Consider the following 20,001-nt stretch of genomic DNA (forward strand, 5'->3'; position numbering starts at 1 on the left):
ATACTTCTATTGTAGAAAAGCGGAACGAAAGACGTTAGTACAAAGGGAGGGAACCAATCGCACAAAATGAACATTAATGCATTTTCGATTGTTCTTTTGGATGGCAGCATTCATAGTAGATCATAAATAACCATACGGCTACCGGCTTCCCGGACCCGTAAAGACCCGCCGCAGAAGGTGACAACGCTATGATATCCAAACGAAGAAACAGCATTATGGTCAAAATGATAGTGTTCTATACCATTCCGTTTATCCTGCTCTCCGTCCTGCTCGTATGGAACAGCACCCATACCACGCGCAACATCCAGGACAGCTTCATCACCAATATGTCCCATGCCTTCGACCAATCCTATCGGGATATTGAAGGCCGCATCCAGGTGGCATCAGATCTGACCTCCATGGTCAGCCGGAACAACAAAATGCTCGAATTCATCAATGACCCCTATCTGGGGGATCAATCGGAATTTCTGAAGGAATATCTGGACACCGTCACGCCCATTATCAAATATGCGACCGCTTTCTCAGAGAGTGACGATTATTCCATCCGTGTCTATATGCGGAATGACGCCATCCCGGAGTCGTGGCCTTATTTCTTTCATCTGAGCAACTACTCTTCTCATCCCAAGCTACAGCAATTTGTGCAAAAGGATTCGAAGACCCGGCTGTGGCTGCTGCCGGATGACCGTGAGCTGGGCCCCGCCAGCTTACACGATGAGCGCAGGAAGTATACGCTGCTTACCAAGCTGTATTCGCCTGCCCGCGGCATGCTGGGACTGGCCGTGGTTACGCTGGCCGAGGACAGCCTGTTCAGCATCGAGGAGGAGCCCGCCAATCTGTCGAACGCCCAATTCCTCTATGCCGGCGGCCATATTGGTCTGTCTACCGCAGAGCTGGACGAAGCAGAGGAAGCAGCCATCCTGCAGCAGCATATCGGCGATAAGAGAGCTTATTTTATCCAGGGAGAATATTTATATTTGCATCGTAACCTCGATTCCATCGGCCAGAGCCTCGTGTATAAGGTATCACTGGAGCAGCTCAATGCCTCTGTCCGCAAAAATGTCTGGAATCAGATCCTGCTGATCGTGTTCAGTATTCTGCTGCTGATGATCACTTGTTATTTCATGTTCAAAATGATTTTTCTGCGGCTCAACAAAATTGTGTCGGTCATGCGCCAGGTCATTACCGGCAACAATTCGATCCGCATTCCCGATAACAGGCCGGATGAGCTGGGACAGCTCGCGCATGATTTCAACGATCTCATCGAGCGCAATAACGAGCTGATCCACCGGGTGGTCATGAAGGAGCGGCTGCGCAAGGAAGCCCAGATCAAGGCGCTGCAATATCAGATCAACCCGCATTTTATATACAACACTCTAGACATCTTCCGGATGCAGCTGATTAAGGCCAGGATCTTCGATACGGCGGACCGGCTGGCGGATTTCGGGCAGATCCTGCGCTACAACCTGAGCGACAATACCCTGCATACGACGCTGAACGAGGAGATCGGCTTAATCCGCAAGTACGTCAGTCTGCAATCGCTGAGCAGCAGCAAGGAGATCAGGCTGGACATCGAGGTCCAGGAATCGTTAAAAACCTTTCCGGTGATCAAGTTCCTGCTCCAGCCGATCGTGGAGAACAGCATTAAATATGGGCAAACCGCCCGGCGGGAGCTGCTGCATATCCAGGTGCGGGCCTACGCCATTCAGCAGCAGGTCATCATCGATATCACCGATAACGGCTGGGGGATGGAGGAAGAACAGATTGCCGGGCTGAACGAACAGTTCCGCGCCCCGCTCCATTACGAGGACCCTGCGGCCGAGCCGCCCCGCCGCTCCATCGGCCTGCACAATATCAACTCCAGACTGCGCCTGTATTACGGCGACGCCTACCCCATTACCATGGAGGGCAAGAGCAATGACTATACGAAGGTTCAGATTAGAATTCCTTATGAATGAGAGGGCTCAGGGATGTACAAGCTGTTGATCGTGGATGATGAGAAAATGGTACGCGAAGGCCTTCAGGATATTATCGAGTACCTGAAGGTGCCTCAGATCGGCCCGCTGCTGACCGCACGCGATGGCGCCGATGCGCTGGAGGTGATCGCGCGGGAAGAACCGCCGATCGTGCTGACAGATCTCAACATGCCCGGCATGGGCGGGCTGGAGATGCTCCGTACGCTCCGCGAACGGCACCAGCGTCATAAGATCATCGTCATCAGCGGATACGATGATTTCCATCTGGTGAAGGAGAGCTTCAAGCTGGGCGTGCGCGACTATCTGCTGAAGCCGGTCCATTCCGGCGACCTTGCCGAGGTGCTGAACAAGACGGTGCACGAGCTTCAGCAGGAGCAGCAGCAGGACCTTGAAGGCCACTCCGAGCAAAAACTGGCCCTGCTGGAGAAGGCCAGCCGGGGCATGAATCAGGTTCTGCATACTGCCCCGGATGACCATGATGCCATCCAGGCCGTACTGGGTGAGCTGGGCTGCCGCTTCCCTCATCCTGTCACTGCGGCGGCCATCGTCTCCGTGAGCCAACCGGCTCCGCACGAGCCTTCCACCGGCGGCAACTGGGAGCAGCTTCTGCTGGCTGCCGATTGGGAGCAGCCCCATCTCAGTCTGCTCCCCTTTTATAACCGCCATAATGACCTGGTCCTCTGGCTCAACTATAATGATCAGCTGTATGATACTGGCGGCATACACAAGCTGCTGCAGCCGTTCCTGGCGGACGGCTCCGCCGCGGTTGCCGTCGGTGCTGCGGTCCACTGCGCACCCGGCGCGGTTCAGCCCGCAGCAGCCGGTGCTACGGAGTCCGGTAGCCGCACGAGCGGCTTGGCCTTTGCCTACCAGAGCGCACTGGACACGCTTCAGTACAAGCTGATCTCCTCCCGGCAGAGCCTTATATTGTACGAGGACACACTGAACAAGGAAGACAATCGGATCAAACCGGAGCATCTGAGAACGCTGGTGGAGCTGATCGATATGGGGCGCCGGGAGCAGGTGCTCCCGCTGATCCAGCATTATTTTAACGAAGAGGCCCTGAAGAGCAGCAGCATGAACAGCATTCGCCATAATTACGATATCATCCTGCACACGATCGGCTGGCTGCCCGGCCAGAAGCGCGACCTCTCTACCTTCGAACGAAGCGAGGCCCTGCGGCTGTACCTCAAGTCCTGCATCCTGCACATGATCGAAGCCCGCGAGAGTCTGGTGCACAGCGGTGATGTAGTGGAGATTGCCAAGACCTATGTGCAGGAGCAGCTGCTGAACGGCATCAACATGGCTTTTATCGCCAATTATTGTAATATGAGCTATAACTATTTCAGTAAAATGTTCAAGGACAGCACCGGGGTCAACTTCCAGGATTATGTCACGATGAAGCGGATGGAATACGCCAGGCAGGCCCTCAGCGGACTCAATGTGAAGATCCATACAGTATCCGAGCAGCTCGGCTACAGCAACCCTAAGAACTTCTCCCGTGTCTTCAAAAGCTATTTCGGGGTCAGTCCGAAGGAATATCAGAAGCATTCCCGTTGAATTCAACTTAAATGGGGGTTCCTCCCACCACTCTGCCTCATGATCGCAAGCTCCCCGCTTCGCTTACGCGAAAGGAGGGGCTTTTTGTCTGTTCAGGATGAATAATGATACCTTTTCATAACCTCCAATCCTGTTATCGCTTTCTTAATCCGCTTACAATTGATGAAGCACAAGAGAAAAGAGGTTGCCAGATGACAGATTCAGAGGCTACGCTCGCGGCGCGCAAATCCCCGGGCACAGGCAGGAACTTCCGGAACAAGGATCAGCTGTCGCTTCAGACCATGATTCTTCCCGGTATTATATTCATTCTCGTCTTTACATTTATTCCGCTCTACGGTGTACTGATTGCCTTCAAGGAATATAACATCGTCACCGGAATTCGGGGCATCTTTACGGCAGAATGGGTCGGATTGGACAATTTCAAGGAGTTTGTGAACGATATCAACTTCTGGAATATGCTGCGCAATACGCTTGGCATCAATATCCTGGGGCTGCTCATCAACTTCCCCCTGACCATCCTGTTCGCGCTGATGCTCAACGAGCTGACCTCCCAGCATTTCAAAAAGCTGACGCAGACGGTCACTTATCTGCCTCACTTCATCTCCTGGAGCATCTTCGGCGGATTGATTATCAACATCCTGTCGCCGAGCAGCGGTGTCGTTAACTATGTGCTGCTGCAGCTTGGGATCATTTCCGAGCCGATCCATTTCCTTGGGGAACAGGACTACTTCTGGCTGCTTGCGGTGCTGACGAATCTCGTGAAGGAGCTGGGCTGGGGGGCCATACTCTATCTCGCCGCCATTGCGGGCATCGATCAGGAAATGTATGAAGCGGCCTATATGGACGGAGCCACGCGCTTCCAACGCATCTGGCACATTACACTGCCGTCCATTACCGGCACGATTGTCATTTTGCTCGTATTCTCCATTAGTAATATCCTGAACAGCGGCTTCGACCAGTTCTTCGTGCTTCAGAATCCTCTGAATATTGATAGCAGCGAGGTCATTGACACTTATGTCTACAAGGTGGGGCTCAGGGAGTTCCGTATGGAATACGCTACGGCTGTGGGTCTGATGAAGACGGTCATTGCGCTCATCCTGCTCTATCTTGCCAACCTCACGGCCAAAAAAATAACAAAAAGAGGAATCTTCTAGGGGGGGTACGCTCGTGGTTAAGGATCGCTCATGGCGGGAACATCTGTTCAATGCATGCAATGTTCTGATTATGCTCATTCTGATTGTATTTACGCTCTATCCGTTCTGGTATTCCGTGATCGGCTCCTTCAACGAAGGCGCGGACTACGCCAGAGGCGGCGTGTACCTGTTCACCCGGCAGTTCACCTGGGACAACTACAGCGCTTTGTTCAGCGACAGCGCTCTGATCCGGGCCTTCGGGATTACGGTGGCCCGGACGGTGATCGGTACGTTCACCCATATTGTGTTTACAGCTATGTTCGCTTACGCCTTCTCCCGCCGGAACCTTAAATACCGGAAATTCTACTCCATGCTGGGACTCAGCAGTATGTACCTCAGCGGCGGAATGATTCCGTTCTTCATTCTGATCAACTCGCTGGGGCTGTACAATCACTTCCTGGTGTTCATTATTCCGGCCCTGTTCAGCTTCTGGAACGTGATTCTGTTCCGTTCCTATTTCGCCGAGCTGCCGGAAGCACTGATCGAATCGGCCAAAATCGACGGCGCCGGGGAATACACCATCTTCTTCAAGTTTATTCTGCCTTTGTCCAAGCCCGTGATCGCCGCGGTCTCGCTCTTCACAGCTGTCGGCCACTGGAACGCTTATTATGACGCCATGATCTATACGTTCGGCGATCATCTGCAGACGGTCCAACTCTATATCCTGAAACTGGTTCAAAGCACGGAAGCCGCTCTACTGCTGGCTAATATGTCGGGCACCGTCGGCACGGCGCACAGTACCGTCACGACAACGACCCTGCAATTGGCCGCCATGGTCGCCGCATCGCTCCCGATTGTGCTGATCTATCCTTTTGTACAGAAATATTTCATCAAGGGCATGCTAATAGGCTCTGTCAAAGGATAAATCCACTTAAGGTTGGATGAACATATAGCTTACGATGATAACTTGGGGGTAAAAAAATGAAGAAAACAGCAACGGCCTTATTATCCATCTGTCTCAGTCTGACACTCGTATTAACCGGCTGCTCCAAAGCGGGCAACGCCAATAACGAAACCACCCCGTCGCCTACAGCGACTGCCGGCAGCGGGGACACAGGCGCAAATACAGCAACAGCCTCAGAACCCGGCTGGACATCCAACACAGCGCCTGCCACCTTGTCCTGGTATGTAGGCGTACCGGGGTACTCCAAGAAATGGGATGCGCAGAACAACTATGTAGACAAGCTTATTACCGGGGAGACCGGCGTCAGCGTAGATTATGTACTCGCAGGGAATGATGTGAACTCCGAATTCAACGTGATGATGGCAACCGGCAATCTGCCAGACATTATCACACTGGACCGCTGGAACAGCAACTCGCTGATCCAGACGCTGATGAGCAGCGGCACAGTGGCTCCCCTTAACAAGCTGATGGAGGAGTACGATCCGTACCTGACCACCATTCTGCCGCCATCCATGGTAGACTGGTACACCCAGCCGGACGGCAATCTCTACTCCATTCCGAACTACTATGTATCTCCGGAGATGCTGGATCAGTATCCCGGGGTCAAGAAATTCTACAATGAACGCTCCAACGGCCAGATTCTGGTCCGCCAGGACATCATGAATGATCTTGGCATTACCATGGAAGACCTGCAGCAGGAGGATTCCCTGATTGCAGCGCTGAAGAAGGTGAAGGCCGCCGGGGTGAAATATAACGGCATGGATGTCATTCCGGTCTATCTGGACGATAAAGATAAGTATATCAACGACTCCCTGGGCGTGCTGAGCGGCTCCTTCGGCGCCGTTAGCGAGACAGAGGACGGCTCTTATTCGGATGTCCGCCGCACCAGCGAATTCAAGAATGTGCTGAAATTCGTCAACAGACTATATTCGGAAGATCTGCTATCGCTGGAGAACTTCACAAGCGACCACAACCAGATTGCGGAGAAAATGACGCAGGGCTCGATCTTCATGAAGATCGGCAGCTACGCCGACTACAAAGACCCGGTCAACAATCTCTACCAAGCCGATAAAGAAGCGAAATATGTAACCGTTGACGCTATTCAGTCCAAGGAAGGCACGCTGCCGCAATACGGCAGATCGCTCAACAAGGGCTGGACCCTGACCTTCATTAACAAAAAGTCCAAGCAGCAGGACCGCGCAATTCAGTTCCTGGAATATCTGTACAGCGAGCATGGCCAGACCGTCAACAGCTTCGGCAAGGAAGGCGAGACCTTCACGGTAACAGCAGACGGTAAATACAAGCTGAACTCCGACATTGAGGAAGCGATCAACAAGGACTGGAACGCCGCCTCCAAGAAATGGGGCTTCGACTCCATCTGGTGGATGGTTAATGAGGTATGGCTGAAGGATGTCAAAGAAGCCGAAAAGACCGAGCAGACGGAATATATGGACAAGCTGTTCTCCGGCACAGCCAAATATATGTTCAGCAATGATGTTATGGACTCCGGCAACCTGTTCGATGCGTATGAGCCCGGCTCCAAGGAAGCCAATGCCGAAGCGAAAATCAATGTCTACTGGGCACAGATCGTTCCCAAAATCATTTTCGCCAAAAGCGATGCCGAATTCGAATCCGTCTACACAGAAGCCCTCGCCACACTGGACAAGCTGGGCCTGAAGGATATCGAAGCCGCGAAGAACGCCCGCGTCCAGGAACTCAAAGAAGCTACCGGCACTAAGCTGGTATCGCCTAAGTATACTGGAACTTATCAATAAGTTAACAAATAAAGACGCTGCGGGGAGACATTCCCGGGCGTCTTTTACTTATATCTTAAGTCGTCTACTTATTGCTGCCGATGAGTGAGCTTAACCGCTCCAGCAGATCGCCGCCGCCCGTAACCGAGATGGAACCGATCCGGTCGCATATCTTCTCGAGGAATTCCAGCTCCTTGAGCCGGAACAGCGTCTGATTCTCGTCCATCAGCTTCGCCGTATTCAGCAGACTGCGCGTCGAAGCCGTCTCTTCCCGGCGGGTAAGCAGGTTCGCCTGCGCCTTCTTCTCGGCGAGCAGGACGGTATTCAGGATGTCTTTCATTTCCCCCGGCAGAATCACATCCTTCACCCCCGCCCCGACAAAACGTACCCCGAACTCTTCTCCCTTCTCCTGGATACGGGACAGAATGAAGGTGGCCACATCCTCTTTTCGTTTCAGGAGATCGTCCAATTTCAGCGTCCCGACATACTCCCGGAGCAGGAGCTGAAGCTGGATGTGGATCTGCTCGTCAAACCCCTTCATCTCCAGAACGCGGTGCGGACTTACGATGGTGTACTGGCATACGAAGTTCAGACGCAGCGAGACCTTATCTTCTGTCATCATTTCCTGGCCCACCAGATCCATCTGCTGCTGTCTTAGATCGACCGTTTTCGTCAGCACCGAGACCGGTCCTTTCCAGAAATAATACTTACCCGGTGTAAGCTCCCGCTGGAGCGTATGATCATAGAACAGGAAGCCCTGCTCGTAGCTCGCAATCTCGTAGCACTGCAAGTACGGAGTAAGCTTCGGGATAATCGAGCGGTCGATCCCGGCAGGCAACTCCGGCTGCCTGATATCCATATGCAAGAAGGTGTGCTTCCTCAAGAGGTTCCAGTAAGCATACACCCCCGGCTTCAGCAGCTGCTTGAATTGACCATCCTCATAGTGCAGGACGATCTCATGATCCTGTACACGAACGACATCAAGCTCCCGCAGGAGTTCATCCTCCTGTAAGAACAGCTCCAGGTCTTTGCCCTCGACATTAAACGGCCTGCCAATGTTCAATACTACTACCGTATACTGCGACCATGAGAAGTACCGGTAGGTTCCCGGCAGCAGCCGCTTCACATAACTTCCCTTATGAAAGAGCAGACCGCGCTGGTCCGCTTGAATCGTGATTGGCTTCAACATCATATGTATTCCCCCCTTCATGATTGGCCAATGGATGACAGAATCCCGCTGTAGACCAGGCGGAATCACGTTTGAGACAGGCGGTCTGCCGGGAGGTCCGGGAGGACTCTTGAGACCTGAGGCTAACCCAACCTTCAGCCAGCCTTCGTTCCCTTCTGTCCTTACCTCACTCCCCTGCTGTCCTACTATCGGTATCCACGGATTGCAAAGCCCTTCCGCAGTGCGCTAGACTAGCCGCCAGAGATTCTGTCCATTGGTTGTTTTACTCAGATTGTGCTTCAATAGTCGCTCGATGGAAATCGAGTACTGTAACCAACGTCGCTGTGAAGGCGATCGGGGAATCGAACCCCTTATCTGCTCTTACCGCAACGGACCGTACAGGATACCGTAACATACATGCCGGCACTGCGGGATCACCAGAGATCCCCGCCTCGTTACGCCCGCCCGGATAAGAACCGGATGTAGGATGAACGCGCTTGGCGTTACCTTACAGGCTCTATCATCGCTGATATCCAGCGTGGCGAACATGGCGGAAGTATTACGATGGGAGAATAAATTTCCAGGGAGGGGATTTTAAGAGGCACAGAAAAAAGCCTGCGGCATCGCCAATGCGAATGTGGTCGGTTTTTCGACCATATCCCGACATCGTACCTCCGCTGTACCGAATGTGGTCGGTTTTTCGACCATATCCCGCAATCGCACCTCCGCTGCACCGAATGTGGTCGGTTTTTCGACTATATCCCGACATCGCGCCTCCGCTACACCGAATGTGGTCGGTTTTTCGACCATATCCCGACATCGCGCCTCCGCTGCACCGAATGTGGTCGGTTTTTCGACCATATTCGCCTCCAGCCCAGAGGTCCACGGGCAGCCCATTGTGTTCGGTGAACAGCGAAGTCATTCCAGAGTGTAGTCTCCTGCGGATGCTCCAAGACACTTATCCACATTGCACGGAAATGATAATTTCCCAATCAATGAAAAAAAGCCCAAAGGCAGGTGGGGGAGCCTGCTTTTGGGCTTGAGTAGGAGATTTGGTTTGTGTATTCAAAATTAGCCCAAAAGAAATAGACCGCCCTCACCAAAGGAATCGGTCTATTCTTTAACTGATATTCCCAAAGCCACCGCCCTTAAAAATGGCTATTGCTCCGAGAGTCGTGTTAGCGCACGACTCTCTTTTTTTATTATACTTTCTCCTGCCTGTTGCACCACTCTCTTAAAATTTCTCATTAGCCCAAGCCCACTCTTCCGGCGGGCTCCATTGGTTGAGTCTGCGCTGTTCGTATATTCAAAATTTTCCATCCGTGGTATAATCGCAAGAGCAATAGAAAGGCTTATATGGGCGGTCGGCTAATCTCCCGGAAGGGAGGTGACGCCAATGGAGGTTTATCAAGCATTGTCCCTAATGTTCATGTTTGGCATGTTCATTATTGCGCTGCTAAATTACCTCAAAAAGAAATAGACCGCCCTGCCCAAGGGATACGGTCTATTCTTTGACGGTCTACCTTTTGAAGCCACCGCCCTTAAAAGCGGCTATTGCTCCGAGAGTCGTGTTAGAGCACGGCTCTCTTTGTATTCTACGTTTTTTCTGCCTTTACTATACCACAAATCAGTTCATAAAGTAAGAAAATCTCAGTTCTGTTACAGAAAAAATGCCCAAGCAATCGAAAAGAAGCAACTTACTCCAGTCCCGCAAAATTGTACTGCCTCCATAGGGCATTCTGCCGGTCGGACTCTTCCTTATATGCAGTATGTAAACATTCATGAAAGTATACTAAAATAGTATTATCAATGCAGAATCCATATCTTTCTCATTAAGCTGCATAACCGGAGGGAACTAACTAATGAAAAAACATATCCATGTTGTTGGTGCTGTGATCATTGAAAATGAAAAAATACTTTGTGCACAGCGGGGAGCCAGCAAAGCATTGGCCTACATGTGGGAATTCCCAGGCGGGAAAATTGAGGACGGAGAATCACCACAGTCTGCACTAAAACGAGAGATCGATGAAGAAATGAACTGCACAATTGAAATAGGTGAAGCGATCGAGACCACTGTGTACGAATATGACTTTGGTTTTGTTCATCTCACTACTTTTTATTGCAATCTATTAAAAGGCACACCAACCTTAACTGAACATGTTGCCATACAATGGTTACCTGCTAATGAATTAATGTCTTTAGAATGGGCGCCTGCCGATATTCCTGCTGTTCAAAAAATTCAAGAAACACTGGGGAAATGAAATGGACAATCCCCTTCTACATTTAAACAATTCTTTAAGCTGGGCGTTTATTGACCATCAACAGGATTCGCCAGATAAATATAAGCCAAAACTGTTAGTCAATAATAAGGACACTAATGATTATGTACTTACGCCTTTGTTAGAGGAGCTGGACCGTTGTTCCTCTTTCATTATTTCTGTTGCCTTTATTACTGAGAGTGGCTTAGCCACCCTTAAGTCACATTTAGCTGATCTGAAATTAAGAGGGATTAGTGGTAAAATCCTAACCTCAAATTATCTAAACTTTAACAAGCCAAAGATATATAGAGAGTTGCTAAAAATAACGAATGTTGAGGTGCGTTTAACAGATCTAAGTGGTTTTCATGCTAAAGGTTACGTTTTTCAACATGAAGATCATTCAACAATCATTATGGGAAGCTCTAATCTGACTGCGGCAGCATTAAAAGCCAACTACGAATGGAACGTGAAATTAACCTCATTTAAACATGGGGGCCTTCTTGGGCAGTTCCATAGTGAGTTTGAAAAGGTATGGCTTAATGCTGTTCCACTTACCGATAGATGGATCGAATTATATCAAATCCTTTATGAAGAGGTTCAGAAGGTAACCCGAAATGATCGACTAGCAATGCCCTTAACTCCTGACAAATTTCCTCAAATTGAATCTGGTTTAGTCTCACCTAATAAAATGCAGGAGAGAGCACTACAAAATATAAAGGAGTTGCGCACAACAGGGGCAGTTAAAGGACTTGTTATTTCAGCGACAGGAACAGGAAAAACCTATCTGTCTGCTTTTGACGTGAAGAACTTTGCTCCCAGGAGAATGCTCTTTGTAGTACACAGAGAACAAATATTGCACAAAGCTTTATCTGATTATCAACGAATACTAGGCGGTACGGACAGTGATTTCGGTATTTTATCTGGAAATAGTAAAGAAACAGAAGCCAAGTATCTCTTTGCTACCATTCAAACCATTTCTCAGGACTCTACATTAAGCAACCTTAACTCTGAAGCGTTTGATTATATTCTAATTGACGAGGTTCACAAAGCCGGAGCACGTTCCTACCTTAAAGTTATCGAACATTTCACACCTAAGTTTCTACTGGGCATGACAGCAACTCCAGAACGCACTGATGAATTTAATATATATGAACTCTTCGACTACAACATTGCTTATGAAATTCGCCTTCAAGAAGCTTTGGAAGAAGATATGTTGTGTCCATTTCACTATTTTGGCGTTACTGACTTTGAATACAATGGCCAAATCGTTAATGATACCACTCTATTCTCCCAGTTAGTCACAGATGAAAGAGTATCTTATTTAATTGAAAAGATTGAATATTACGGTTACTCAGGAGAAGCCATAAAGGGCTTAATCTTTTGTAGTCGCAGAGAAGAAGCTATCGAACTATCTAACATTCTAAATAAGAAAGGTTATCATACAGTAGCTTTGACTGGAAGTGATAGTCAAGAAACACGGGAGCGCTGTGTAACTGATCTTGAATCAGGTAACCTAGACTATATTCTAACAGTAGATATTTTCAATGAAGGAATCGATATCCCTTGTATTAACCAAGTTGTGATGCTTCGTCAAACTCAGTCCAGTATAGTGTTTGTTCAGCAGCTAGGACGTGGCTTACGTAAGCATCCTAATAAAGAGTTCGTCACGATTATCGACTTTATTGGTAACTATAAAAATAATTATCTGATTCCTGTAGCCCTGTCTGGAGACAAGACTCAAAACAAGGATAATATTCGTCGTCACATGAAGGACACCAGTTATATTAAGGGCATCTCAACCATTAACTTCGAAGAAGTTGCCCTTCAACAAATTTATCGCTCGATTAGTAATAGTAATCTAACAGCACTCAAGATTCTTAAAGAATCTTACTCTCAACTTAAAAATCGCCTTAATCGAATACCCAAACTGATGGATTTCATTGAAGCAAACTCAATTGATCCGCTTATATTCACTGATGAGCATTCAAGCTATTATCACTTTCTACAAAAAATTAAAGAAAATATTCCCATCTTATCAGAGCACGAGAAAAGTTATATAGCGATGGTATCGGAAGAGATTCTAAATGGAAAACGCAGGCATGAAATTATATTAATAAACTTACTTCTCTCTGGAGATAGTGTTACTCCGACCGAGTATATGAATGCACTTATGGAGGATGGCTGCCTAACCGATTCCGCAACGTTGGATTCTGTCTTACGTGTTCTAAATTTATCTTTTTTCACTGAAGCCACAAGAAAAAAGTATGGAGAAATAGCTGTAGTGCAATTCGATCCGTCTCAAAATTATGTGTTCCATCCAACGTTGGCTTATTCGCTAAAGAATAACACGTACTTTAGAGAAATGGTGATTGATATTATTCAGACTGCTTTTCATAAAAATGAACAGTACAGTCCTGGCGAATCTTTAACTTTATACAAGAAGTATTCCAGAAAAGATGCTTGTAAACTTTTGAATTGGAATAATGACGAGGGTTCAACGATATATGGCTATAAAACAAAGCATCAAACTTGCCCTATCTTTGTAACCTATCACAAAAATGAAAAAATAGAAGCAAGTACGAAATATAAAGAAAACTTTATTAATACAGAGGTTTTAATGTGGTCAACAAAAAATAAACGAAAACTTGAATCTAAGGAGGTTAAAACAATTCTTGAGGCAGATCGTCTAGAAATCGACCTTCATGTTTTCGTGAAAAAGGATGATGCAGATGGAACAGAATTCTACTACTTAGGTAAAGCACATCCCGATCAAAAAACTGCTGTACAGGCATCTATGCTGGACAAAAATAATAAGTCTATATCCGTTGTGCATATGAATCTGCTATTAGAGAATGCTGTTGAGAGTAAGTTGTATGGGTATTTGACTAAATCTTAGAATGTATCAATAACTAAGGATGTGGATACACCACATCCTTAGTTATCTAAAAACCCCAAACTTATAACGGCCAATATATCTTCCTTAATGGTATTAACGTCCGTGTCTCTGAATCAAATTGATCATAGTATTGCGTTACTAACTCCGCTAGCAGATCCAAGTCTATTAAAGATAAAGGGATATTAGATCGTTCCGCTTCATATTTGGCATCTTTGGTAAATCCACCAGTAGATACATAAATACCCCGATCCCCTACTCTTAATCCTCCGGTAAAACTACGTATGTGACTAGATCCCATACTGCCTGAACGGTGCTTTACTTCCACTATAATTCTGGGTTCTTCAAGCCCTAGACCATCTGGAGATGCAAAAATATCTCTTCCTCGATCCGGCCCTTTAGGTGAGATTCGCGTCTTGTAGCCCATTCCCCTTAGGATGCCAGCTACAAGCTCCTGCATCTGCTCCCAGTCTAACTTAGCAATCTTGTCCTTTATAAATTCATTAGACTTCTCAATGACGTCATCTTTGATGATTTCTAATTCCTCAGCCTCTTCCTCCGTCTCAGCTTTTACAGACTCTAAAGGTTGATTCGGCGGATTACTTCCTGCCTGTCCAGTTGCCATTTGCTTGAGCAATTCCTTCTGAACATCATTGGGAATAGATATTATAGTCATAATAGAACCAAGTGTATTTCGGGCACTCGCTGACAAAACATCTCGAGATACAGTTCCCTCCCAATCGATTCTGCGAATATGGGGCATATCAGTAATATGATTTGGCTTAAACTCATAATTAGACTTGATTCTTCCTATGTAGTAGAGGCGCTCTTCAGGATTATATGTGAGTACTTGGTCATCTAATTTAAATTCACTTACAAAACGAAAAATCTGGCCAGCCGTAATATTGATCTTACCATCCTTATATTCAGGATACTTCATCTTCAAAAGCTTCTTCATCTCTTGCAGTGAATTTACTGCACCAATATCTCCCAATTGGTCCCAGCCAATCGCCACAGCTTGCTTTTCTTTAAATTCATTAATAAGATATGCCCTTTCTCCTGCTCGTACAAGCCACATATTCCCCATAGTTAACACCCCTCTATAAAAGCAATGATTTTAATAGTTCTTACTCCCTTTTATTCTCTGTACATGCAGCTTATGAATCTCGGCATCGGTTATATTAGCCTGAACAAGATGATCGTATATGGTTTGGCCTTGTGCCGCAGAAATAGGAGGCTCAAAGATTCCCGTCTTCAAGCTGATCAGCTTCCTAGAGATAAACTCACTTAATTCCACATCATAGACAATCAGTTCGTCAGAGTGGATCTTCCGCAACTCCGGGTCAATACTGAACCTACATCTCATTGTGAATGAGACCATAGAGATGAATTTCACTGTAGCTACACCTTTTATCAGACTCTCGATGGCCTTGATATGTCCGTAGTTTTGCTTCAGCGGATTATACATCTTATAACGATTGCTCACTGACCATTGCTGATCCGTCCGCCTACCCTTAATTTCCCCATTGTAGTTTTTCGTCTCGATCACAAATAAACAATACGGAGAAATAACAACATGATCAATCTGAGCGTAGCCTGTTCGAGACTTGGGATTAGGGAACATCAGATCGCTTAATGTTCTACACTCTTTAGGTAGTTGATCAAGCTGGATGTTGATTTTATGCTCACCTAACTCTCCAATTCGTGCGGAGGCCACTTTTGGCTTTGGCTTTGGAGTTTGTGCCTTAGTCACACCTTGTGGCGGCTTAGGGTCTGATTTTTTGAAGAGCGACAACAGTGCTTTAAACATAGCAAAACCTCGTATCCTCTAGATTTACAATATGTATGGTAATTCGACAATATGGGAAGGATTCCCTCCCAAAAAAGCATAAGAAAAGGACTGTCGCATGGACAGCCCAAACGTGAATATGCTTATATTGTTTATTCCACTTACTCTGAAAGAGCAGATGGATCAGTAAAGGCATGTGCAAGCTGCATTCCATCCTTGAGTCCTTGTAGATATAAGCGTTCATAAATAACGGATTGCTTTACCTGGAGTTTATTCTCCCAATCCTCAAATTTCGGCATACGTGCGATATCTAAGGAGTCGAACAACGCCTGAAACGCCTCACTCTCTTCTTCAAAAGCTTTTCTGGGCTCCGACTCATATTCTATTTGTGCAGTCACCTCATTTAATCGCCCCTGAATTGTTTGTATAAACCACGCCGGAAAATTCACCATATCTCCCCCTGGACAGAAGTTTAAACGCAAAGCCTCTGAACATCCGTTCCTTTCTTGATACATCTGATTAATAAGTTCATCCACCCTGCGACTCTGAGCCTGAAGCGCCTCATTAGTGCTTAACGGAACCCCTTCTTCCAGTAACCTCTGCCCGAGTTCATTCATCCTGCGCTTCTCCTCCTCATACTTGTGAATTAGATTCTGCATTGCACCCTCACCTTTCTGGCAAAGCTATGGTTGTAGACGATATATGGAGATTTTAATGCGTTTATCGGTTTATTTTATTTTAATTCGATATCCGCATTAAAACAACTACTACCTCGCATACAATTTGGTTAATATTGTGAGGTGACACGGAAATGAGACATCGCAAAGAGCCCCCAGGTGACAAAAACATCATCGGGACCCGAGTCGTAGCTATTCGCAAAGCTAAGAAAATGAAGCAGAAGGATTTTCTTGCCCGGTTACAGACCTTTGGATTGGACATTAGCCCGACCAGTTTATCGCGATTGGAAGGTCAATATAGACTTGTGCAGGATTATGAGGTGGTCGCCATTGCGAAAGCGCTGGAGGTTTCGGTTGGGGAAGTGTTGGGGGAGGGTAAAGAATAAAGCCCTATTAATAAGCCTATGCTAATTTAACAAACACAGGGTTTTATTGAGGAGAAAAGGCAAAATACTTCTGAAATCCTCTCTTAACGACAAGTACTTATATAATACAAAGATTATACTTCTTAATTAATGGAGTAAAATAAACCCTACATGTCATTCTTGGGAATTGATTTAGCTTTTCAGGCAAAAATAAAGACGCTATGATTGTATGTACTTAGCGTCTTTTCTTTTAAAGTTTTATTTATGTATCCAATCTTAGGGTCAATTCTTCGGGGTCATATGTGATTATTTAATTTTCTAATTCAAATAATCTGCCCCCTTGCCAATTAAACTTCCTATTTTTTTATCCAGGGTAATTGACCTTCAAAAGCCTCTTCATCATTTATAATGTGTTTACTGTACCAATATACCTAATTTGATCCAGCCACTCCTTATTGCATAAAACTTCTCTAATATTGCTTATGCACTATGATTTTTTTCATCTTTAAACGAAGAATATACGTCCAACATAAGTAATTCCATAAAGTTGTGTCTGAACTTATCATCTTTTAGAATCCTGCCGTAGAATTCCTGATTTTTGTCATATTCTTGAATCACACCATCTAGGAATCTGGGCTCGAACGCATGCTTGAAGACATCATAAGAGTTGACTTGGGCTTTTAATTCCAAATCCTTATCCTCACGCAGATTGGATCTAATCTGTGCAACAGCCAGTTTTTCAGATTCAGAAAAGTCTGTTCCATATTTTTTATTCAGATTGTCAATAATGACGCTTAAGTAGTCCGTAGCTTCTTCAGCAATTTGACTGTTACCGCCAAATCTAATATCTACACCTTCATTGTCTCCATCAAGTTGAATGGCACCTTCTGTTTTCTTCTCCAACTTATAATATTGGAGCAGCACTTTATCCGTAAGATCCACCCCCCCTGTATCCTCAACTTCAATTTTCTTAATGAGGTAACGTAGGTAAATACTTAATCTATGAAGATCCGAATCTACAATAGGTGCCACTTGGATGATTAGCATATAGAGATTAATGAATTTACCAACAAGACTCTTAAATTCGATTGTCTCTTCCTTTGTAAACCCAACCATTCGATTAACGGACTGATTAATACTATTGTTCATCACGCTTATGTCCACTTTGGATTGCTGTTCTTTATAAAATAGATCCGTAAACACAATTACATCTTCTCTGTTAATGACTTGTTTATCATAGATCGATCTTTCTACCCTGTAGATTTCATTGGGCTCAATGTCATTATTAAGGACGGTTACCTTATAGAAAGGTACGAATGCCTCCCTTATATCTTCTGGTTCATTGACAAAATCCAAGACGAAGGTACTCTCTTTACCAGCACAATATCTGTTTAATCTAGATAGCGTTTGAACCGCCTTCACCCCTGAGAGTTTTTTATCTACATACATCGTATGAAGCTTGGGTTGATCGAAGCCCGTCTGATACTTATTCGCTACGATTAGAATCCTTGATTCCTCTTTATCAAATTCCTTTGGCAGTCCGGCTTCACTAACGCCGCCATTCATCTTAGTTTCTCTGTATTCGTCCCCGTCCTCTTTCACAGATCCTGAGAAAGCAACCAGTGTTTTCAAATCACTATATCCATGAATTCTGATGTACTCATCAAAAGCAAGCTTATATCTAACCGCATGTAATCTTGAAGAGGTTACCAGCATGGCTTTAGCTTGCCCACCAATTTTTTTCATAGTCGAGCTTCGGAAATGTTCAATAATGATTTCTGTCTTCTGCGAAATATTGTGTGGATGTAAGCTAACATACCTGGCTATTGATTTAGTTGCCTTACTTTTACTGAAGGATGGATCATCCTCTATCTTCTTATTAACATTGTAGAACATCTTATAGGTCATATAGTTCTGTAATACATCAAATATGAACTTCTCTTCAATCGCTTGCCGCATACTATACACATGGAACGGATAATACTTGCCCTCTTCACCTTCACTTCCAAACAATTTCAAAGTGGTCGGCTTCGGAGTGGCTGTGAAAGCAAAGAAACTAATATGATCCCGATCTGCAAACTTCTCCAATTCTCGATTGATCTTGTCTTCTACATCCAATTCCTCTGCTTCATCCTTACCCGCTAGGGCTGCAGCTTCTTCTAATGACAACGACTCTTGCAAAGCCATAATGCTCTTACCGGAAGTCGATGAATGAGCCTCATCTATGAGGATAGCGTATTTCTTACCTTTAGTACCTTCTAGCTTCTTTAGAACATATGGGAAGGTCTGAATAGTGGTAATAATGATCTTTGTACCTTTTTCGAGTTCATCTGCAAGTTGATTGGAGCCATCCTTTATTTTAGCGACAAGGCCTACCTTATGCTCCAATTGATAGATGGAATCCTGTAACTGCTGATTTAGAATAACCCTATCCGTTACTACGATAACTCCATTGAAAATAATATGATTGTCTGCATCATGCAGCGAAGCTAATCTGTGAGTGATCCAGGTAATGGAGTTGGTTTTCCCCGATCCGGCCGAATGCTGGATCAAATATTTCTCACCTGAGCCCTTGTATTTGGCATGATTCAAAACCTTCCGTACAACATCCAGTTGATGATACCTGGGGAAGATCACTGTTTCCTTAATACTCGTATATCCCCTATCAAGCGTGACCTCTTGTCTATCTATAAAGGTGAATTTATGAATGATCTCCAGTATGGAATCCTTCTCAAGGATTTCTTCCCAAATATAATAGGTACTGAGCTTCCCTTCAATGATTGGATTTCCGCCACTATCCCCAACACCCTTATTAAATGGAAGAAAGTAGGTACTATCTCCATTTATTCGAGTGGTCATATAAGTAACATCCGTATCCATAGCGAAATTGACAATACTTCTTTCCTTAAATCGAAACAATGGCTCCAAATGACTACGATCTTCTTTATACTGCTTAATAGCATTCTTATAGGTCTGACCTGTAAATGCATTCTTCAATTCCATCGTTATGACGGGAATACCATTCAGAAAGATCACTAGATCAATCCTTTTATTTCCTGTATAGTTCAACTCTTCGGTAACGGATAGAATGTTCTGTTGATATAAAATAACCTGATCAGGATTCAGGTCAGTAGGTGGTTTGAAATAAGCAAGATCGAGCTTGACTCCATAGTCCTTAATACCATGTTTCAAAACATCAATAGAACCTCTTGCTCTTAGTTCTTTATCAAGGTTGTCCAAAACTTTATTCCTGTAATTCAATTTATAGATATCTTTCAACTTAGTTGTCTGTTTTTCTTGTGTGGTCTCTAAGAAGGAGAATAGGCATTCTACATCAATAGCTAAGTTCTGATCATAGCCACTATTGAAGGACTCAGTGTAATTATTATCATGAATGAGATAATCTTTGATTACACTTTGAAAAGAACGCTCTTTCAATGAATCTGGCGTGATGGATGTAATCATGA

Annotated in this window: 15 protein-coding genes; 9 read left to right on the forward strand and 6 right to left on the reverse strand. The window is 45.6% G+C overall.

The genetic code is table 11. The features are described 5' to 3' along the window. The first annotated feature begins 188 nt into the window (after nucleotides 1-188). The 5 genes from C173_RS26500 to C173_RS26520 all read left to right on the forward strand — a co-directional run bounded on the left by C173_RS26500 (nucleotide 189) and on the right by C173_RS26520 (nucleotide 7,405). Entirely contained in the window at nucleotides 189-1,955 is a 1,767-nt protein-coding gene (locus C173_RS26500) for a sensor histidine kinase (protein ID WP_036730796.1), read from the forward strand. Nucleotides 1,956-1,967: 12 nt separating this feature from the next. Next, nucleotides 1,968-3,533, forward strand: a complete 1,566-nt coding sequence (locus C173_RS26505) for a response regulator (protein ID WP_036730797.1) — start codon at nucleotides 1,968-1,970, stop codon at nucleotides 3,531-3,533. A gap of 191 nt (nucleotides 3,534-3,724) precedes the next feature. Then, nucleotides 3,725-4,687, forward strand: a complete 963-nt coding sequence (locus tag C173_RS26510; RefSeq protein ID WP_051478454.1) for an ABC transporter permease — start codon at nucleotides 3,725-3,727, stop codon at nucleotides 4,685-4,687. A gap of 13 nt (nucleotides 4,688-4,700) precedes the next feature. Then, nucleotides 4,701-5,591 (forward strand): carbohydrate ABC transporter permease, encoded by an 891-nt coding sequence (locus tag C173_RS26515; RefSeq protein WP_036730798.1) that lies wholly within the window; start codon nucleotides 4,701-4,703, stop codon nucleotides 5,589-5,591. Nucleotides 5,592-5,647: 56 nt separating this feature from the next. Continuing rightward, nucleotides 5,648-7,405 carry a hypothetical protein gene (locus C173_RS26520; protein WP_036730799.1) on the forward strand — a complete coding sequence of 586 codons (1,758 nt, stop codon included), beginning with the start codon at nucleotides 5,648-5,650 and terminating at the stop codon, nucleotides 7,403-7,405. Between the two features lie 64 nt (nucleotides 7,406-7,469). Here the strand turns inward: C173_RS26520 and C173_RS26525 are convergent, their stop codons facing one another. After that, entirely contained in the window at nucleotides 7,470-8,573 is a 1,104-nt protein-coding gene (locus tag C173_RS26525) for a slipin family protein (protein WP_036730973.1), read from the reverse strand. 573 nt (nucleotides 8,574-9,146) lie between these two features. Beyond that, nucleotides 9,147-9,413, reverse strand: a complete 267-nt coding sequence (locus tag C173_RS26530; protein WP_036730800.1) for a hypothetical protein — start codon at nucleotides 9,411-9,413, stop codon at nucleotides 9,147-9,149. Nucleotides 9,414-9,981: 568 nt separating this feature from the next. On the opposite strand from C173_RS26530, the gene C173_RS35120 reads away from it, so the two are divergent. The 3 genes from C173_RS35120 (at nucleotide 9,982) to C173_RS26540 (ending at nucleotide 13,706) form a co-directional block, all read left to right on the forward strand. Then, complete coding sequence (locus C173_RS35120) at nucleotides 9,982-10,032, forward strand: hypothetical protein (RefSeq protein ID WP_229521449.1); 51 nt, start codon at nucleotides 9,982-9,984, stop codon at nucleotides 10,030-10,032. A 382-nt stretch (nucleotides 10,033-10,414) separates the two neighbouring features. After that, entirely contained in the window at nucleotides 10,415-10,813 is a 399-nt protein-coding gene (locus C173_RS26535; RefSeq protein ID WP_036730802.1) for a (deoxy)nucleoside triphosphate pyrophosphohydrolase, read from the forward strand. A gap of 1 nt (nucleotide 10,814) precedes the next feature. Further along, nucleotides 10,815-13,706 carry a DUF3427 domain-containing protein gene (locus C173_RS26540; RefSeq protein WP_036730804.1) on the forward strand — a complete coding sequence of 964 codons (2,892 nt, stop codon included), beginning with the start codon at nucleotides 10,815-10,817 and terminating at the stop codon, nucleotides 13,704-13,706. Nucleotides 13,707-13,767: 61 nt separating this feature from the next. On the opposite strand, the gene C173_RS26545 is transcribed toward C173_RS26540, so the two are convergent. The 3 genes from C173_RS26545 to C173_RS26555 all read right to left on the reverse strand — a co-directional run bounded on the left by C173_RS26545 (nucleotide 13,768) and on the right by C173_RS26555 (nucleotide 16,109). After that, nucleotides 13,768-14,790, reverse strand: a complete 1,023-nt coding sequence (locus C173_RS26545) for a restriction endonuclease (protein ID WP_051478455.1) — start codon at nucleotides 14,788-14,790, stop codon at nucleotides 13,768-13,770. 30 nt (nucleotides 14,791-14,820) lie between these two features. After that, a complete protein-coding gene (locus C173_RS26550; RefSeq protein WP_036730806.1) occupies nucleotides 14,821-15,513 on the reverse strand; it encodes a nuclease-related domain-containing protein in 693 nt (230 codons plus the stop codon). Nucleotides 15,514-15,653: 140 nt separating this feature from the next. Then, nucleotides 15,654-16,109, reverse strand: a complete 456-nt coding sequence (locus tag C173_RS26555; protein WP_235192032.1) for a hypothetical protein — start codon at nucleotides 16,107-16,109, stop codon at nucleotides 15,654-15,656. 194 nt (nucleotides 16,110-16,303) lie between these two features. Here C173_RS26555 and C173_RS26560 point away from each other — a divergent pair, with 194 nt between their 5' ends. Continuing rightward, nucleotides 16,304-16,555 carry a helix-turn-helix domain-containing protein gene (locus tag C173_RS26560; protein WP_036730810.1) on the forward strand — a complete coding sequence of 84 codons (252 nt, stop codon included), beginning with the start codon at nucleotides 16,304-16,306 and terminating at the stop codon, nucleotides 16,553-16,555. Between the two features lie 459 nt (nucleotides 16,556-17,014). Here C173_RS26560 and C173_RS26565 read toward each other — a convergent pair whose 3' ends face one another. Next, the gene (locus C173_RS26565; protein ID WP_036730812.1) at nucleotides 17,015-19,999 is read right to left on the reverse strand and encodes a type I restriction endonuclease subunit R; all 2,985 of its coding nucleotides are present in this window, start codon (nucleotides 19,997-19,999) and stop codon (nucleotides 17,015-17,017) included. Nucleotides 20,000-20,001: the final 2 nt, after the last annotated feature.

Origin of the sequence: Paenibacillus sp. FSL R7-277 (assembly GCF_000517965.1) — a bacterium.
In the GTDB taxonomy this organism is placed as follows: domain Bacteria; phylum Bacillota; class Bacilli; order Paenibacillales; family Paenibacillaceae; genus Paenibacillus_AQ; species Paenibacillus_AQ silagei.

Excerpts from the sequence above, each read along its gene's own strand:
- C173_RS26565 (WP_036730812.1), bottom strand. The coding sequence starts at position 19,999 with ATGATTACATCCATCACGCCAGATTCATTGAAAGAGCGTTCTTTTCAA.
- C173_RS26555 (WP_235192032.1), bottom strand. The coding sequence starts at position 16,109 with ATGAATGAACTCGGGCAGAGGTTACTGGAAGAAGGGGTTCCGTTAAGC.
- C173_RS26535 (WP_036730802.1), top strand. The coding sequence starts at position 10,415 with ATGAAAAAACATATCCATGTTGTTGGTGCTGTGATCATTGAAAATGAA.
- C173_RS26525 (WP_036730973.1), bottom strand. The coding sequence starts at position 8,573 with ATGTTGAAGCCAATCACGATTCAAGCGGACCAGCGCGGTCTGCTCTTT.
- C173_RS26545 (WP_051478455.1), bottom strand. The coding sequence starts at position 14,790 with ATGGGGAATATGTGGCTTGTACGAGCAGGAGAAAGGGCATATCTTATT.
- C173_RS26510 (WP_051478454.1), top strand. The coding sequence starts at position 3,725 with ATGACAGATTCAGAGGCTACGCTCGCGGCGCGCAAATCCCCGGGCACA.
- C173_RS26560 (WP_036730810.1), top strand. The coding sequence starts at position 16,304 with ATGAGACATCGCAAAGAGCCCCCAGGTGACAAAAACATCATCGGGACC.
- C173_RS26550 (WP_036730806.1), bottom strand. The coding sequence starts at position 15,513 with ATGTTTAAAGCACTGTTGTCGCTCTTCAAAAAATCAGACCCTAAGCCG.
- C173_RS26530 (WP_036730800.1), bottom strand. The coding sequence starts at position 9,413 with ATGGTCGAAAAACCGACCACATTCGGTGCAGCGGAGGCGCGATGTCGG.
- C173_RS26540 (WP_036730804.1), top strand. The coding sequence starts at position 10,815 with ATGGACAATCCCCTTCTACATTTAAACAATTCTTTAAGCTGGGCGTTT.
- C173_RS26500 (WP_036730796.1), top strand. The coding sequence starts at position 189 with ATGATATCCAAACGAAGAAACAGCATTATGGTCAAAATGATAGTGTTC.
- C173_RS26505 (WP_036730797.1), top strand. The coding sequence starts at position 1,968 with ATGTACAAGCTGTTGATCGTGGATGATGAGAAAATGGTACGCGAAGGC.
- C173_RS26520 (WP_036730799.1), top strand. The coding sequence starts at position 5,648 with ATGAAGAAAACAGCAACGGCCTTATTATCCATCTGTCTCAGTCTGACA.